The 16,123-nt window shown below is 56.0% G+C and carries 13 protein-coding genes; 6 read left to right on the forward strand and 7 right to left on the reverse strand.

The window, feature by feature from the left end:
- Positions 1 to 28: 28 nt before the first annotated feature.
- Both HCG46_RS16720 and HCG46_RS16725 read right to left on the reverse strand, forming a co-directional pair.
- Positions 29 to 451: a hypothetical protein gene (locus HCG46_RS16720; protein WP_031268516.1), complete on the reverse strand. Its 423-nt coding sequence runs from the start codon at positions 449 to 451 to the stop codon at positions 29 to 31.
- A gap of 25 nt (positions 452 to 476) precedes the next feature.
- Positions 477 to 2,303, reverse strand: coding sequence for an SARP family transcriptional regulator (locus tag HCG46_RS16725; RefSeq protein ID WP_168686861.1), 1,827 nt, complete (start codon positions 2,301 to 2,303; stop codon positions 477 to 479).
- Positions 2,304 to 2,584: 281 nt separating this feature from the next.
- On the opposite strand from HCG46_RS16725, the gene HCG46_RS16730 reads away from it, so the two are divergent.
- On the forward strand, positions 2,585 to 3,085 hold the full coding sequence (locus HCG46_RS16730) for a hypothetical protein (protein WP_055654213.1): 501 nt from the start codon (positions 2,585 to 2,587) through the stop codon (positions 3,083 to 3,085).
- Between the two features lie 216 nt (positions 3,086 to 3,301).
- Here the strand turns inward: HCG46_RS16730 and HCG46_RS16735 are convergent, their stop codons facing one another.
- The 3 genes from HCG46_RS16735 to doeA are packed head-to-tail and all read right to left on the reverse strand — an operon-like array spanning position 3,302 to position 6,394.
- Entirely contained in the window at positions 3,302 to 4,078 is a 777-nt protein-coding gene (locus tag HCG46_RS16735) for a GntR family transcriptional regulator (RefSeq protein WP_353621821.1), read from the reverse strand.
- Positions 4,027 to 5,202, reverse strand: coding sequence for an acetylornithine deacetylase (argE, locus tag HCG46_RS16740; protein ID WP_205838569.1), 1,176 nt, complete (start codon positions 5,200 to 5,202; stop codon positions 4,027 to 4,029). Before argE ends, HCG46_RS16735 begins: the two co-directional genes overlap by 52 nt.
- 7 nt (positions 5,203 to 5,209) lie before the next feature.
- Positions 5,210 to 6,394 (reverse strand): ectoine hydrolase DoeA, encoded by a 1,185-nt coding sequence (gene doeA / locus HCG46_RS16745; protein ID WP_168686863.1) that lies wholly within the window; start codon positions 6,392 to 6,394, stop codon positions 5,210 to 5,212.
- 175 nt (positions 6,395 to 6,569) lie between these two features.
- Here doeA and eutB point away from each other — a divergent pair, with 175 nt between their 5' ends.
- From eutB to HCG46_RS16770, 5 genes are all read left to right on the forward strand, one after another.
- A complete protein-coding gene (gene eutB / locus HCG46_RS16750) occupies positions 6,570 to 7,577 on the forward strand; it encodes a hydroxyectoine utilization dehydratase EutB (protein WP_168686864.1) in 1,008 nt (335 codons plus the stop codon).
- Positions 7,567 to 8,562, forward strand: a complete 996-nt coding sequence (locus HCG46_RS16755) for a cyclodeaminase (protein WP_075282770.1) — start codon at positions 7,567 to 7,569, stop codon at positions 8,560 to 8,562. Before eutB ends, HCG46_RS16755 begins: the two co-directional genes overlap by 11 nt.
- A 17-nt stretch (positions 8,563 to 8,579) precedes the next feature.
- The gene (locus HCG46_RS16760; protein WP_173017366.1) at positions 8,580 to 9,095 is read left to right on the forward strand and encodes an Lrp/AsnC family transcriptional regulator; all 516 of its coding nucleotides are present in this window, start codon (positions 8,580 to 8,582) and stop codon (positions 9,093 to 9,095) included.
- Positions 9,096 to 9,185: 90 nt separating this feature from the next.
- The gene (locus tag HCG46_RS16765; RefSeq protein WP_168686865.1) at positions 9,186 to 10,682 is read left to right on the forward strand and encodes an NAD-dependent succinate-semialdehyde dehydrogenase; all 1,497 of its coding nucleotides are present in this window, start codon (positions 9,186 to 9,188) and stop codon (positions 10,680 to 10,682) included.
- A gap of 32 nt (positions 10,683 to 10,714) precedes the next feature.
- A complete protein-coding gene (locus tag HCG46_RS16770) occupies positions 10,715 to 12,082 on the forward strand; it encodes an aspartate aminotransferase family protein (RefSeq protein ID WP_168686866.1) in 1,368 nt (455 codons plus the stop codon).
- 76 nt (positions 12,083 to 12,158) lie between these two features.
- Here the strand turns inward: HCG46_RS16770 and HCG46_RS16775 are convergent, their stop codons facing one another.
- Together HCG46_RS16775 and HCG46_RS16780 are read right to left on the reverse strand one after the other, a co-directional pair.
- Positions 12,159 to 14,375 carry an ABC transporter transmembrane domain-containing protein gene (locus tag HCG46_RS16775; protein ID WP_152506571.1) on the reverse strand — a complete coding sequence of 739 codons (2,217 nt, stop codon included), beginning with the start codon at positions 14,373 to 14,375 and terminating at the stop codon, positions 12,159 to 12,161.
- Positions 14,372 to 16,018 (reverse strand): ABC transporter transmembrane domain-containing protein, encoded by a 1,647-nt coding sequence (locus HCG46_RS16780; protein WP_168686867.1) that lies wholly within the window; start codon positions 16,016 to 16,018, stop codon positions 14,372 to 14,374. Before HCG46_RS16780 ends, HCG46_RS16775 begins: the two co-directional genes overlap by 4 nt.
- Between the last annotated feature and the right edge of the window lie 105 nt (positions 16,019 to 16,123).

A 16,123-nucleotide genomic window follows, 5' to 3' on the forward strand; every position in this document is an offset into this window, starting at 1 on the left:
CGATTTTGTCAGTCAGGCGCCTTCCGGATCAATCGTCCGAAAGCACGGCATCCTGAAGCGTGTCGGGATTTCCGGAATCAGAACCGGAGCCGGTCTTGGAAACCGGATCCTGGATCGGTGCCCAGCTCATTCTGTTGAGGTCCCAATCGCTGTCATCGACATCAGTGAGGAATGCAAAATCGACATCCGAGATCGTGCTGCCCTGCTTGATAGCCTGGTAGATACCTTCCGACTCGACCTGGCTGAGGCTTGTTTCCGGATTGCCATCACTTTCGGCGAACAGAACCCGGGCGGCAGCGGCGATGCGTGCATAGCCGTCGACACCGGCGTTTTGCGCTTCGTAAGCCAGAATTGTCTGGTGCGACACACGAGATACGCGCAGCGGATCCATCCGCAAAAAAACAACACCGTGACCACGTTTTCCGATCACGTAAAATGACGAATTAGGCATAATTTTCTCCTGTAAATGGGTTTACCTAGTCGAAGCCGGCGAGTTTCAGACCTTCCAGAAAGATCTTGCTGTTCTCTGGGTTCTTGTCTGGCATGAAGCGACTGATTTCCTGCGCGGTCATCCCCGGATAAACATCCATGAGACGCCGTGCATATTGTCTTGCGCTCTCAATTTGCCCGTCTAGAGCGAGGCTTGCCGTCAGGATGCGCAACGCGGGTTCCTCGTCATCCATCTGCTTGCACAGCCGGACGGCCTCTGCGTAGTCGGCCAGCTTGAAGGCGATGCTCGCACCCGCCCACCAGTAGATGTCCGGTGCAAGTGGATTGAGATCGATCGCGTGCTTGAAACGGTTCCAGGCGTCCTTGGGCTTGCCGAAATGCGCAAGCGCATCTGCGTGCTGTATGAGCAGATCCGAAGAGTTGGGGCTCAAGGTCTCGGCTTCCTGAAACTTGGCTTCCGAGGTCGTGTAATCACGTTGGTAAAGCGCGATGACCGCAGCCATCCAGTAGCCGATACCGGCCGTCGAATCGATCTCGATGGCTGCGTCCGCTTCCGCCTTGGCGCGGTGAAGGAGGTGCGGATCCGTACCCCCGAGCAGCAACCATTCCAGTTGCATCGTCTGCGCTATGCGAGCGCGGGCGATGGACAAATCCTTGTCGTACGTGAGACCTTGCCGGAATTCCTTTCTGGCCCGGCGGATCATGCTCAGATTACAGGTCTTGATGAGGTTCTGCCCCCGCAAGACGTGCAGATAGCTCTGGGCATTGATCGAACGACCGGAGTCGAGCATCTGTCGCTCGATCTGCTGGGCGAGATTGGCCGCCACGGTTTTTGCAAGAAGCCGGAAGGTATAGTGAAGGTCCTCCGGCTCCATCGAATACTCCGCAGACCAGATGATCTCCCCTGTGCCGTCATCGATAACGGTAAAGGAAATCTTTTGGCTGCCCGGGAGCAGAAAACTCTGCACGGAGTAGTTGGACCGAATTTTTTCCCAATTGCTTATATTGCCGCCGCGAAAGTCACGCATCGTACTGAACGGCGAGACCACGACAAATGTCTTGAACCTGGAGAAACTGTTCGCGACATCCTCAACGAATGCCTCGGCAAGCTGCGCATTCGGATGTTGATCGATGTGGCGGGGCGACGAAAAGGCAACGCGCGGAACCGGTGGTTTGGGAGGTGCCGGACGCTCCTCAACCGGTTTGACGCCCGTCGGTGCGACCCAGACAGTTCCCGAAGGCTTGCCGCTTGTATTGCCAGGCACACGAGGCAAGGCAGGATTGAGAACCGAATTCATCAACCGGTCGATACGATCGACGCCATCCTGATCGCCACACCTGCCATAAGCTTTTGAAATGATGCGATAGCATTCGGGGCTGTCAGGTTCGAAAGCCAGAAGCCGGTCAGCGATCTTGCCGATGTTGCCGCCACGATCCGCTCCGAAGCGTGTCGTTTCCTCAAGGGCTGCTGCTGCTCTGTTAAACAGTTTCTCCCTCAGGCTCGCGCGCTCGGTCAACAGCCAAAGGTTCAGCTGTTCACCTTCGAACTCCATACCATCGAGCAGTTCGCCGGTGAACTGCTCGATCCCGGACATCATGCCTTCAAGGTCGGTTGCCTTGCAGGACTGGAGAAAAGCGGCCAGGTCGGAACTTTGCGCCCCGGGACCAAGACTGATTCTGGTCTGGGTTGTTTCAATGAGCGGTCCGGCTTCGGGCTGCTTGCTTTGAACCCTCACAAGCAATTGCCTGAGGTTTGCCATGGCCCTGGTTTGGGCGACATCCTCCCAAAGCAGGGCAGCCGCCTTTTGACGCGCAAGCTCGTTGCCAGGAACAAGCAACAATACTGCAAGCAACGCGTATCCCTTGGCAGGAAACGGTGTATTCCGCGAGTAATACACTGACGGAACGCCAAGTAGTCGAATATTAGTGGCTGAACAACTTTTATTCATCACGTTGCCCCCTGGTAATTTTTTCTAACACAGTTCCCACCACAGAAGAACAGCACTGCCGTGACGGAGTCACGCCTGTGTGACGGCGCTATTGGGAATGTAGCTTTGCCGAAGGGACGAAGAGTGATCACACTTCGCGGCCAATAGCAAAAACTACGTATTATCAGATAGTAAGGAAACCATTCATGTCTGGTAAGATCTCCTTCAGGAGGACCTATGCAGGGTACGGAGACAATGTACGACCATTTGAGAGGGCTAATGACATAGGGTCCGTTATTACGGAATTTCTTTGGTACGAAGGTTCCCCATTTTATCCTCTTGGCGATTTGATCTCCGCAAATATCAGTTCTGTCTGGCTTGGTGCGGGAGAGCCGACGAAAGACGACGAAGACAATCTGGATCTCGTTTTCAAAATGCCTGAAAGCGACGGGGGCAATTTTTTCGAAATCGTCCTCAGGTCGAACGGTGGCACTTCTTATGGTGGCTGGGCCTGGGGTCAGGATCTGGAAGTAACTGACACAGTGGTTTCCGGTCACAGAGTGCTTGTCGCTCATGCAAACGAACTTAGTGTATTTCTCGAATATTCTCTCGAAAAAGGAAAATACGTTCAGAGAAACGTAGAATCCGATTGCAAGATCACGACTTCTACAGTCAGAAAACTGACGAAAATGGCAAAGAGACACTAAATTTTTTAGGAATAACTAGGCACACCGAGCATATTTGAGGTGAAAAGCCACTTTTGTTTGAGGCTATTGAAAGGATTACCCGTTCAAAGAAGTTCGTTCATCTTCTTTGAAAGCCCGGGCCGCTCCCGGAAGCAACTGATTGTATCCCACCACAATCGCTTCCGGGGGCGGTCTTATTCGTTCAACCAACCCCCAAAAGCTCCAAGAAGCCCTTGGCTAACCAGCCTTCCGGTCGGTGCTTTGTCGTGTTGCGGTTTTCAGTCGGTTGAACCCCATGGAGAGATGTGCTCGCCTAATCAAGGCTGCGGCCTGGAAGTCTCCAAGTCGCACAGCATTCGAAATTTCCGCGATTTCGCCGCAGAAGATGGCGACCTCCGTTGGCAGGTCCTTCTCATCTATCAAAGTCAGCCAGATGCGACAGGTCTTGTAGAACAGCTTTTCAGAAACTTCGCGCAGCGGCATATTCAGTGTGAGCTGCAAAAAGGCCTGAAAGAAATCGATATTGAGTCGGGCAAAAACCGCACGATCCGGCGTTGAGCTCAATCGCTCCGCCCGAATTTTGAGACTGTTGAATGTGGCTTCCAGTTCAGAATCGAGAGACCGCGTGGCCAACCTGCCGGTCAATTCATTCAGCTCAAGCCTGAGTTCATAGACCTGCGCCAATTCTTCCAGATCCACTTCAGTCACCAGTGTGCCTACGCCTTGCTGCGACAACAACAACCCGTCTGCTTCGAGTATCTGCAGTGCCTTGCGCAATGGCGAGCGACTGACACCGAATTCAGATGCCAATGCCTCTTCACTCAGTTGCGTTCCAGGCGGATAGACAAGCATGCAGATCCGGTCTCTCAAAACGGAATACATGATCTGAAACCGTTCCTGGGCGCTTGCGGCCTGGTTCAACAAGTCTGCAACGTCGGCCGTCGCTGTTATGTCCTGATCGGTCATGAGGCCTGTAACAAGGTCCTTTCCAGTCCCGTGAGCATGTCGAGACATTTATCGAGCTGGTCAACGGCCAGATATTCATCGGGCTTGTGCGCCTGTGCGATGGAGCCCGGGCCACAAACCACAACGGAAAGCCCAAGGGCCTGAAACAACCCGGCCTCGGTGCCAAATGAAACGACATCACACAGGTTCGCGCCAGTGAGCGATGTAACGATGTCCCTTGCTTCGTTTTCCGGCATCACGGCCAGTCCGGCGACTTCTCCTATTATTTCGGTGACAATCTCAGCGTCGGGGTAGACGGACGTCATTTGAGGCAACAGCACGTCCTGGCAATAGGCTTCCAGGGCAGACTTTATCTCGAGTGCGTCCTGCATCCGAACCGGGCGCATTTCCCACTCCACCGCGCAATGCCGAGCAATGACATTGCGTGCAGAGCCGCCGTCTATCCGGCCAACCTGAAGTGTCGTCCATGGCGGTGAGTAGCGCTCGCTGTCCGGACCTGACTTGTCCTTCATGGTTTCTGCCAGTTCCATCATCCTGGAGATGAAAGCGGCGGCAACGTGGATAGCGTTGACCCCCTTGTCCGGTTCGGAGGCATGCCCATCGGTGCCGTGGAACGCTGTCGTATATTCGTAACACCCCTTGTGCCCCTCAATGACCCGCATTTCCGTCGGCTCACCGATAATCGCTACGGAGGGACGAATATCACTGCGCTTCAGTTCCTCAACCAGATGCCTTGCGCCAAAGCAGCCGACTTCCTCATCATAGGTCAAGGCGACATGCAGCGGCCGTCTCAGGTCGAGTAGCGCATAGTCCTGCGATTTCGCGAGGACCGCAGCGATATAGCCTTTCATGTCGCAACTGCCTCGCCCGTACAGCAAGCCTCCTTCTTCGCGCATCTGATACGGGTTGCAGGTCCATTCTACGGGATCTGCCGGGACGACGTCCGTGTGCCCTGACAAGACAATTCCGCCGGAGACATTTGGGCCAATTGTTGCGAACAGGTTGGCTTTCTTGCCGGTCGCATCCTTGGAAACTGTCACTTGAGCACCAGCTTCACGAAGCAGGGTCGCGGCAAAGCTGATCAATTCAAGATTGCTGTCTGCCGAAATCGTCGGAAAACCGATCAGGCGATCCAGTATGGAAATCGTCCGGGTCAACAAGTCCGAGCGCATATTCACCTCAGGACTTCACGAACAATCTGCGGGGCCTGTTGCAAAGGCATTCTGCAGGCCCGTTTTCCTTGATGAGGATGCTCTCGGTGATTTCCAGTCCCCAGCCATCCATCCAAAGCCCCGGCATGAAGTGAAAGGTCATGCCGGGCTTCAGAACGGTGTTGTCTTCTTCGCGAATGGAAATCGTGCGTTCGCCCCAATCAGGTGGATAGGAAATGCCAATCGGGTACCCTGCCCGCGCGCCGCGTTCGATCCCCGCGGCCTCAAGAGGCTTCGCCAATGCACGTGCGATGTCACCCGCGGTATTGCCGGCCCTTGCGGTGTCCAGGCCGGCTTCGAGCCCCTCGACCAACGCCTTCTCGGCATCAAGCAGGTACTGTTCCGGCTTGCCAAGAAAAACGGTGCGGCACAACGGGGCATGATAGCGGCGGAAACAGCCGGAGAGTTCGAAAAATGTCGCCTCCCCTTCCTGCATGAAACGTCCGTCCCACGTCAGGTGCGGAGCGGACGCATCCGCGCCACTGGGAAGCAGCGGTACGATAGCGGGATAGTCCCCCCAGGCGTCGTCCAGTCCTCGGATGGCGTCGGCGTAGATCTCTGCAACTAGGTCGGCCTTGCGCATACCCGGCACAACACGCTCCAAGACGCCGTCCATGATTTTCTCGGAAATCCTGGCTGCCTTGCGCATGAACACGAGTTCTTCGTCGGATTTGACCGCCCTCAACCAGTTGACCATGCTTGTGGCGTCGATGAATTCAGCGTTCGGCAACTCACTCTGCAGCGTCAGGAACGCCTTGGCCGAGAAGTAGTAGTTCTCAAGTTCAACGCCAATCTTCTTGTTCGCGTAACCCCTCAATTCCAGCAGCCTGGCGAGGTCCTGCATTGGGTGGCGTTCAAACGACTGAATGAAATGATCGGCGTAGGAAGCGACGCGTGCATCGTCCATCCAGACGGTTCGACGGGCACCATTGGCATCCTGCCTGCGTCCCCACCAGATCGGTTCTTCGTCCAGAAAGACAACGACCCCCTGATGCACATAGAAAGACCATCCGTCATAGCCTGTGGTCCAGGCCATATTGGAAGGGTCCTCGAGAAACAGGACATCTATTCCCCGTTTGGACATGTCGGTACGGACAAGATCGAGACGGCGTTGATACTCGGCACTGCTGAAAGGAAGGTCGTGACCTGGCATGATTGGGCCTCGTCGTTTATTTGTACACAAATAAGAACTCAGCCATTTCAGAAATCAAGAAAATAAACACGTTCAAACATCATCACTTGCACTTTATGGGTCATTTGTACACAAATGAGGATGTTCCCCCTTGCAGGATCTTCATGATGACCACGAGCGATACCGGAAACAGTCCATGCAACTGACGCTTACGGATATTTTCGAAGCGCGAAGAGCCATCGCCGGGAGAGTGGTCAGGACACCCCTCCTACCCTCGCGATTCATGACAGAACAAACCGGACAGCCATTTTTCCTGAAGATGGAGACGATGCAGCCAACAGGCGCGTTCAAGTTGCGCGGTGCGACGAATGCGGCCCGCAATGCGCCCGAAGGCACCACGACGCTCACATGCTGTTCGACCGGAAATCATGGTCACGGTGTTGCCTATGCGGCACGGGAACTTGGATTGAACGCCGTGATCTGCATGTCATCTCTGGTTCCGCAGACCAAGCTGGATGGCATCAGAGCCCTTGGGGCTGAAACTCGGATCGTCGGCAACAGCCAGGACGATGCCCTTGCCGAGTGCCGTAAGCTGGGTCAGGCAACCGGCGTCTTTGAAATCTCACCGTTCGACGATCCATACGTGATTGCAGGCCAAGGCACCATCGGGCTTGAGATTCTGGAAGATGTTCCAAACCTCGACACCCTTTTGGTTCCCCTGTCGGGAGGCGGGCTTGCCGCGGGTGTCGCGCTTGCCGCAAAATCCATTAACCCACAGGTCCGTGTTGTCGGACTGACCATGGACAGAGGCGCGGCGATGAAGACATCGATCGACGCCGGCCGACCAGTGGAAGTGCCAGAGGTGGCAAGCCTCGCGGATTCGCTTGGAGGCGGCATAGGCCTCGACAACCGGCTTTCGTTCGCAATGTGCCGAGATCTTCTGGACGAAATCATTCTGGTAACTGAAGGCGAAATCTACCGGGCCATGCAGGCTCTTTATTACGAGGATAGTCATGTCGCGGAAGGCGCTTGCGTAGTTGGCATTGCAGCAATCCTGGCCGGAAAGCTGACCGCGCCAGAAGGTCCGGTCGCAACGATCATTACGGGTCGAAATGTCGACATGGTTCAATTCACAAAAGTCATGACCGGCCAGGACGTTATGCTTGGGGACTATCTGTTGGAGGGAAAACGCTATGGCGCATGAAATCAGGTTGGTGAACGAGGCCGATCTGCGCCGGGCCGTTCATCTTGATCTTGAAGTCATCGACTGCATTGAAAAAGCGTTTGCAAAGCTGGCAACCGGAACAGTCGTGATGCCTCCCGTGCTGTCCATGGCCCTGCCGGAGGTGAATGCGGAAGTTGATGTGAAAACCGCCTACGTGCCAGGTCTCGACGGTTTCGCGATCAAGGTATCTCCCGGCTTTTTCAACAACCCTGCTCTCGGGCTTTCAAGTCTCAACGGGTTGATGGTGCTTTTTTCGGCGCAAACCGGTCTGGTACAGGCTGTCTACCTGGACAATGGTTATCTGACCGACATCCGCACGGCTGCAGCCGGAGCGGTTGCGGCACGCCACCTTGCACCTGCAGTCGTTTCAACGATCGGCATTCTGGGAACCGGCGTTCAGGCCAGGCTGCAGCTGATTGCGGCAGCAAAGGTGCGGCCCGCGGAAAGGGCGCTGGTCTGGGGACGAGACCGTGACAAGGCCAGAGCCCTGGCCAAGGATATGTCTGCAGCGCTCGGGATAGACGTGGTCGCAACCGAGGATCGGCAGCAACTGGTTGCCGACAGCCAACTTGTCGTCACCACGACCCCTGCGAAGGAGGCTATCCTGGGCGCAGATTGTCTGCATCCCGGCTTGCATATCACTGCAATGGGATCTGATCAGGAGGACAAGAATGAACTTGCCCCGGAGATCCTGGCTAAGGCCGATGTCCTGGTCTGCGATCGGATAAGCCAATGCGAAAAACTCGGAGAGCTGCGTTCCGCCCTTGAGAACCGCACCTTGCAGGATGTGAGCCGTGTACGTGAACTCGGTGAGATTGTTTCAGGCAAGGCGCAAGGCAGGACTGGTGATGCCGATATCACCGTCTGCGATTTGACCGGCACCGGCGTTCAGGATACGGCCATTGCCACGCTGTCTCTTGGCAAGGTCAAGAAGGCAAATGCGGGCACGATGCTCGTTTCCTGAACCGGCAAGAGACATTGATGCTGAAACTGGACAACCGAGATCTGGAAATCCTGAAGGTACTTGCCAAGGAAGGACGCATTTCCAAAGCGGATCTCGCAAAGCGTATAAATCTTAGCCCGAGCCCATGCTGGAAGCGTCTTGAGAGGCTTGAGGCTGCTGGTATCATCGAAGGATATGGCGCGCGTTTCTCGCTCAAGAATCTCGCGCCTCATGTCACCGTTTTCGTGACGCTTGAATTGGAACATCACCGCGCCGAATATTTTCAGGCCTTTGAGCGGGCAATCCGCAATTGCGATGAAGTCGTTGCCTGCTGGGCGATCGGTGGCGGGCTCGATTATCTGATGCAGACCGTCACGCGTGACATCGACAGCTATCAGCGGTTCATGGATGCCCTGCTGGACCGCGGCCTTGGCGTCGTTCGCTACTTCACTTACGTGGTGACAAAACCGGTGAAACAGAGCGCTGCTCCAGCACTGGATATGTTGCTGGCCGGGATGCTTGGAACAGATACAACTGCTGACAACTCCGAATAAGAACGAAACAGCTGCCAAGCTTGTCAAGAAAAGGCGTTTCGTTCCCGGGTGCCATTCTAGGCTCTGCTCACCACTTTGGAGAGCAACGCCATGCAGTCCCGAATCCTTGCCGAGACATCCCTTGAAAGCTCGCTTTTTCACCTGATCGACAACCGTCACCTGGTAAAGCACTTCGCCTATGTCGATGGACGTTGGGCAGCGGCACGTGATGGTGCCGTGTTTCAAGTAACCGATCCGGCGGATGGAAGTCTTCTCGGAGAAGTGACATCTCTTTCCAGCGCACAATCCGCCGAAGCTATCGATGCCGCCAATGACGCCTTTTCGAGTTGGTCCACCTTGCTGCCTCAGGAAAGAGCATCCTTTCTGTTGGCCTGGCACGACTTGATCTTGGAAAACAGGGAAGATCTGGCACGTCTGATGACGCGTGAGCAGGGAAAACCACTTTCGGAATCCCGCGGCGAGATCGATTATGCAGCCTCCTTCGTATCGTTTTACGCCGAAGAGGCCAAACGACCAAATATCGAGAGCATCACTTCCCACTTGCCTGACGCAGAGATGGAAGTCTGGCGGGAACCTGTTGGCGTTGCCGCATTGATCACGCCGTGGAACTTTCCATGCGCGATGATCACGCGAAAAGCAGCTGCCGCACTCGCTGCCGGCTGTACCGTTGTCGTGCACCCTTCACAGGAAACGCCGTATTCCGCACTCGCCCTAGCTGAACTTGCTGACCAGGCAGGGCTTCCGGCAGGTGTTTTCAACGTGCTTCCCGGGAACGCGGAAGACATCGTGAAACCGTGGATGTCAGACCCGCGCGTCAGGGCGGTTTCGTTCACCGGATCGACGGGTATCGGACGGCTTCTTTATTCGCAGGGTGCGCAGACTGTAAAACGACTTGTGCTGGAACTCGGCGGTCACGCCCCCTTCCTCGTGTTTGCAGATGCTGATCTTGACCATGCCGTCGATCAGGCAATCGCCGCAAAATTCGCAACATCCGGTCAGGATTGCCTCGCGGCAAATCGAATTCTGGTTGAAAGACCGGTCTACCAGGCGTTTTGCGAAGCCTTCACCAACCGTGTTGAAGCCTTGTCTGTCGGACCTGGGCTTGAAGATCCTGACATCGGACCGCTGATGCATGAGCGGGCGGTTGCCAAGCAGGAGGAACATGTTCGAGATGCACTGGCACGAGGCGCGCGCCTCCTCACCGGTGGCCACCGTCACACGGCCGGGCCATTGTTTTTTCAGCCGACCGTTCTGGCGGACGTTCCCGCTGATGCATCGATTTTCCGGGAAGAAACATTTGGTCCGGTGGCAGCCCTGGCAGCCTTCGATAAGGAGGAGGACGCCATCGCACGGGCAAACGACACCGAATACGGCCTTATCGCCTATCTCCACACGCAGGACCCACGCCGCATCTACCGTGCAAGCCGTGCGCTTCAATACGGCATGGTTGCCGTCAATCGTACAAAAGTGACCGGCTACCCGATCCCCTTTGGAGGCGTGAAACAATCCGGCCTCGGCCGCGAAGGTGCCCGCTACGGACTGGAGGCCTTCACCGAAATCAAATACGTCTGCCGGGACTGGAGCTGACCTGGCCCAACCAACACTAGAAGGACTTGAATATGCTCAAGAACGACCAACTGGATGCCTGGGACAGAGAGAACTTCTTCCATCCCTCGACCCATCTTGCCCAACATGCGCGCGGAGAAAGCCCCAACCGGATCGTCACCGGTGGCAGCGGCGTCTATATCGAAGACCGTGACGGCACCAAACTATTGGACGCATTCGCCGGACTTTATTGCGTCAACGTCGGCTATGGCCGTTCCGAAATTGCTGACGCCATTGCGGAGCAGGCTCGTGAACTGGCCTATTACCACGCATACGTCGGCCACGGCACCGAAGCCTCCATCACGCTTGCACAAATGGTGATGGAGCGAGCGCCCGACCACATGTCCAAGGTCTATTTCGGACTGGGCGGATCGGATGCGAACGAAACCAACATCAAGCTGGTCTGGTACTACAACAACATTCTCGGCCGCCCGGAGAAGAAGAAGATCATCTCGCGCTGGCGCGGCTATCACGGCTCGGGCCTGATGACTGGTTCTCTGACGGGCCTCGAGTTGTTTCACAAGAAGTTCGACCTGCCGCTTTCACAGGTTCTGCACACGGTCGCGCCCGACTATTTCCGCAGGGAAGACCTTTCCCAGTCCGAAGCAGAATTTGTTGCCTATTGCGTTGCTGATCTGGAAGCCCTGATCGAACGCGAAGGCGCTGACACCATTGCCGCCTTCATTGGCGAGCCGGCCCTTGGTACGGGCGGGATCGTACCGCCCCCAAGCGGGTACTGGGAAGCCATTCAGGCCGTGCTCAAGAAACACGACATTCTGCTGATCGCAGATGAAGTTGTTTCAGGCTTTGGACGTCTCGGCACGATGTTCGGGTCAGACCACTACGATATTCAGCCGGATTTCATCACCATCGCAAAAGGCCTGACATCGGCATATGCTCCCCTGTCCGGCTCCATCGTTTCCGACAAGGTCTGGAAGGTGCTGGAGGACGGTACCGACGAATTTGGTCCGATCGGCCATGGGTGGACCTATTCCGCACACCCGATCGGTGCCGCAGCCGGCGTTGCGAACCTCAAGCTTATCGACAGTCTCGGCCTGGTGGCGAATGCCGGATCCGCAGGTAGCTACTTCAAGAATGCACTTACGAATGCGCTCGGAGATCACGCCAACGTTGGCGACATCCGCGGCGAGGGCCTGCTTTGCGCGATCGAATTTGTATCGGACAAGGCCAGCAGAACCTATCTCGATCCGGCAAGCAAAACCGGCCCACAGGTTGCGGCTGCCCTGTTGAAGGAAGGCGTCATCGGCCGGGCGATGCCGCAGGGCGACATCCTGGGGTTCGCCCCTCCCCTGTGCATTTCTGAAGCTGAAATCGACAAGGTTGTTGATGCAACCGTGAAAGCAGTAAAATCCGTCTTCTAAGAAGCGGCACCGCCAAATAACAAAGCCCGTCGGAGCAATCCGGCGGGCTTTTTGGTATCTTCGGAAAGAAAGCTGCCTATCCGGCTTTCGCGGTCTGTCCCATGAGTGCCGGTACTACTTGTTCCGGTGGCCCCATCATCGCAATCTGGCCACCTCTGAGCACAACCACCCGGTTGGCCATTTTCATGTGGCTAGGCCGCTGGGTATTGATGAGGATGGTCGCCTTGCCCTTGAGTTCCTCGATCATCGCCATGAATTTCTTATCGCCCTCGAAATCGAGATGCGTTCCCGGATTGTCGAACAGATAGAGCGGTGCCGCCTTCACGAAGGCACGGGCCAAAACAATGCGCTGCTTCATGTTGTCCGGGATTTGCTTCAGGACCTCGCCATTGAGGCGCGTTTCAAGTCCGTTGAAGTTCTCCTCCAGGTAGGACAGCAAGCCAAGTTTACCGGTAACCTCGATCAGTCGTTCGTCGGTAGCGCCCGGATCCGACATCAGAAGGTTCTGTTTTACCGTGCCGTAAAAGAAGTCGAGATCGTCGGGTGCATAGCCAATGGAGGAGCGCCACTCTGCGGTATCCAGCTGGCGCACATCCAGACCGTCGAACAGGATGGACCCCACCTGGGGCTGAAACAAGCCGATGACAGCTTGGAACAACGCGGTCTTGCCCGAGCCGCTCGGGCCCGTGATGGCAACGGTTTCGCCTTCCTTCACCGTCAGCTCAAGGCCCTTCAGCGAGGCTTCCGTTGCCCCTGGATACCTGAGGACAAGTGAGGACACTTTCAGATCACCGCGAATGTCACGTGTGATTTTCGGCAGATGCCCCGGCTCGCGCTCGAGCTGCACTTTCATGAGGTTATTGATCTGTTCGATCACCGTGCGGCTTTGCGCGAGCTGCGTGATGCTGAGAAAAGCCTGGTTCATCGGGTTCAGCACCCGCCAGCTGAGGGCCATTGTGGCAATCAGGGCACCCAGGCTCATTTCTCCTTCCATAACACGCATTGCCCCGATCCCCAGAACCAAGACACCACAAATGGTCATCAGCGTCTGCGACAGTGTCTGCAGCACATGCGTGATATGACGTGCATGGATGTTGAGTTTGTTGAAATTGGTGGAAAGCGCCGAAAATCGCTCCAGCCAGGTATCTTCTACAGAAAGGTTCCTGAGAGCCCGCTGGTTGCGAAAGGTCTCGATCATGAAACTGTTGAGTTTCGATTTCTGCTCGCCAACGGCAGCGACTTCGCGTTGGACCTTCGGCAGGACATAAACGGCCAGCAGCGTGTAGATGGTCAGCAGTGCGAGCGGCGGCAGCGCAACAGGTCCGCCGATCAGGAAGATCGCGACAATGAAGATCAGTGTGAAGGGAATATCGACGATCGCATTGAACAGCGAACTCTGGAATATGTCGCGCACGCTGTCGAAATAGCGCAGCCGCATGACCTGAGTGCCGATCGGTGCTTCGGACAGCATCGCATATGGAAGATGCAGGATGCGCTCAAAGGTCTTGTTGCCGACAATCGCATCAACCCGTCCGCCGAGATAGGATTGTAGCCATGTCTTCATTCTGCGCAGCGCAACTTCGCACAGAAGAATGATTCCAACGCCGACCGCCATGGTCAGAAGTACTTCAGTCGATTTTGCTCCCATTGCCTTGTCGTAAATCGCCATGATGAACAACGGCGGTGCAAGAGCGAGAATGTTGAGAACAAAACCGAGGGCCAGAATGGAGATGATACTGGTCCGGAACCGTTTGGATACGGTCGAGAACCAGCTTCGGTTATTTTGAACCTGCCCCTGTTCCTCAGTGTCTTCGGCAGCGAGATAGATCTCGTTTTTCAGAATATCCGCAGCAGGAACTGAAATTGCCTCTCCCTGACGGCCGGAATAGGCGCGAAACTCACCCGTTCCGGTTTTTCCAACGAGAACCTGAACGTCGTCCCTGGTTACACGCAGACACGGCATCTGTGCATGGGTCAGTTCCCCGGCACTTCCATGAAAAGGTGTCGTTTTGACTGTCAAGCGGCTGAGGACGGTCCGCAAGACCTGGAAAGTTTCAATCCGGTCGAAGTGCGGCAATGCCTCGAACAGAAGCCGGTCATTGCCCTGCCAGCGCATCTCCCGCAAAAGCGGGATCAGGCACCTTTCGGCAGGCGCCGCACCGTCATCAGGAAGTCCTAACCGGCTTGTGGCGGTCCCATCGGCTGCCAGTTCGGCCGACAGATCGCGCCACTGGCGGTGCACGGCATTGTCGGCAGCGTGGACGTCCTCGAGGTTGAAAAGCGGTCTACTCACGCCGGCATCCCCATTTTCTGAGGTGTACCGGTTACGTTCATCGTGCCGAGGTCATGCACGCTGCCGTCACTGAGTTCGTATTGGTGATCCGCGACTGCCAGCATGGAAGGACGGTGGCTGATGATGATAACCGTCAGATAGCCCTTCAGACGGATCAGCGCATCGACAAGCGCCTTTTCTGCCTGTTGGTCCAGTTGCGCATTCGCCTCGTCCAGGATCAGGATCTTCGGCTCGCCTGCCAATGCCCTTGCAATGCAGATACGCTGCAAGGTAGCTGCAGGAACCTTGCCGCCCAGGTCTGACCCCAGCTGCGTCTCATAACCGCGCGGCAAGAGATGGATTTCCTTTTCAAGCCCGATCAGCTTTGCCGCCATACGCGCATGAGCGATGTCGGATACGGCACCAAACATCGTGATGTTTTCAAGGATTGTGCCGTTGAAGATAGCAGACTGGTTGTCGACATAGGCAACGGTCTTGCGCAGTGCATGTTGGTGGAGGCCATCATAATCCTGCCCGCCGATCATGACCTTGCCGGTCGTCGGCGTCATTTCACCGGTCAGCAATTTCATGAGTGTGGACTTGCCGCTGCCGTCCGCACCGCGGAAACCGACGAATTGTCCGGCTTCGATTGTCAGGTTGATGTCCTCGAACACCCGGCGCTGGCTTTCGCCCAGTTCGACTGACACGTTGATCAGGTGAATGGAACCGTCGGTATCGACCGTCAAAGGCTCCTGCTGCGCAACCTCCGGCAGCTTGAAGAGCGAATTGACCTGAGCGTAGTCGTGCTTCAGTCGTTGCATGTCTGTCAGCTGGTTGATCGCGCGAAGGAAAGGCTGCACGAACTGACCGGACAGGAGTGTGCTGGCTGCGACACCACCGACGCTGAAATTGCCATAGATGGCCATCAACGCGCCGCAGATGACCACAAAGATAGTCGTGAGGGTTCCGAAAAGTGCGGATGCATCCCTCGCCTGGCCGGACAAGCGCATATATCTGGAGCTGAGCTCTGCCGTTGCTCGCTGCAATCGCTCGAAGCGGCGCATGATCAGAGCTTCCATCGCCTGGGACTTCACGGTCTTGGCGCCGGACAGTACCTCCAGGATGAAATCGGATTTGCGATCGTCCTGATCTGCCCGGTCGGCGACAACCTGCTGCAGCACCTTGTTTCTGTTGAGGGCAAACAGCATGAAGATGCCCAGCAAGGTGATCGGCACCAGCGCCAGCGGCCCTGCGATAAAGATGAGCGCTGCCAGGAAGATACCCCCCGCAGGCAGGTCGATGGCGAGAAGGCGGTTCTGGTCGCCATAGTGATCTGCAACCGATTGCAACGCCCGAAGCTGGTGCACCTGTACGGAAACAGGCGTTTTGGCAAACTGGGAAGGCTCGGCATCAAGCACCCGGCGGAAAAGTTCGGTGTGCGCCTGATGATTGAACCCTGCCCCGAGCCTGCCGACAACCGCGGTACGGGAGACCTTGATGACGGCATCGGCAATTAGAACGACAGCCACCCCGAGGATGAGCACAAGCAGCGTGTCGGTGGAAGCATTTGGCAGAACGCGGTCATAAACCTGAAGAATGGCCAGCGGCATCGCCAGCCCCATGACATTTGCGAAAACGGAAGCAACTACAACGTCGCGCGGCAATCCGGGCGAAGAAATCCAGCGTCCGGACGGAGAATGCCGGATCCTCAGACGAGGCAAAAAGAAAGATGAAAATACCGATTTCAGCATATGTGGGCCAGAGTCGTG

Source organism: Labrenzia sp. PO1, assembly GCF_012273635.1.
GTDB classification, from domain to species: Bacteria; Pseudomonadota; Alphaproteobacteria; order Rhizobiales; family Stappiaceae; genus Roseibium; species Roseibium algicola.

What these genes read in the sequence shown, in the direction of transcription:
- HCG46_RS16720 (WP_031268516.1), bottom strand. Translation starts at nt 451, where the DNA reads ATGCCTAATTCGTCATTTTACGTGATCGGAAAACGTGGTCACGGTGTT.
- HCG46_RS16730 (WP_055654213.1), top strand. Translation starts at nt 2,585, where the DNA reads ATGTCTGGTAAGATCTCCTTCAGGAGGACCTATGCAGGGTACGGAGAC.
- HCG46_RS16735 (WP_353621821.1), bottom strand. Translation starts at nt 4,078, where the DNA reads ATGTCTCGACATGCTCACGGGACTGGAAAGGACCTTGTTACAGGCCTC.
- argE (WP_205838569.1), bottom strand. Translation starts at nt 5,202, where the DNA reads ATGCGCTCGGACTTGTTGACCCGGACGATTTCCATACTGGATCGCCTG.
- doeA (WP_168686863.1), bottom strand. Translation starts at nt 6,394, where the DNA reads ATGCCAGGTCACGACCTTCCTTTCAGCAGTGCCGAGTATCAACGCCGT.
- eutB (WP_168686864.1), top strand. Translation starts at nt 6,570, where the DNA reads ATGCAACTGACGCTTACGGATATTTTCGAAGCGCGAAGAGCCATCGCC.
- HCG46_RS16755 (WP_075282770.1), top strand. Translation starts at nt 7,567, where the DNA reads ATGGCGCATGAAATCAGGTTGGTGAACGAGGCCGATCTGCGCCGGGCC.
- HCG46_RS16760 (WP_173017366.1), top strand. Translation starts at nt 8,580, where the DNA reads ATGCTGAAACTGGACAACCGAGATCTGGAAATCCTGAAGGTACTTGCC.
- HCG46_RS16765 (WP_168686865.1), top strand. Translation starts at nt 9,186, where the DNA reads ATGCAGTCCCGAATCCTTGCCGAGACATCCCTTGAAAGCTCGCTTTTT.
- HCG46_RS16770 (WP_168686866.1), top strand. Translation starts at nt 10,715, where the DNA reads ATGCTCAAGAACGACCAACTGGATGCCTGGGACAGAGAGAACTTCTTC.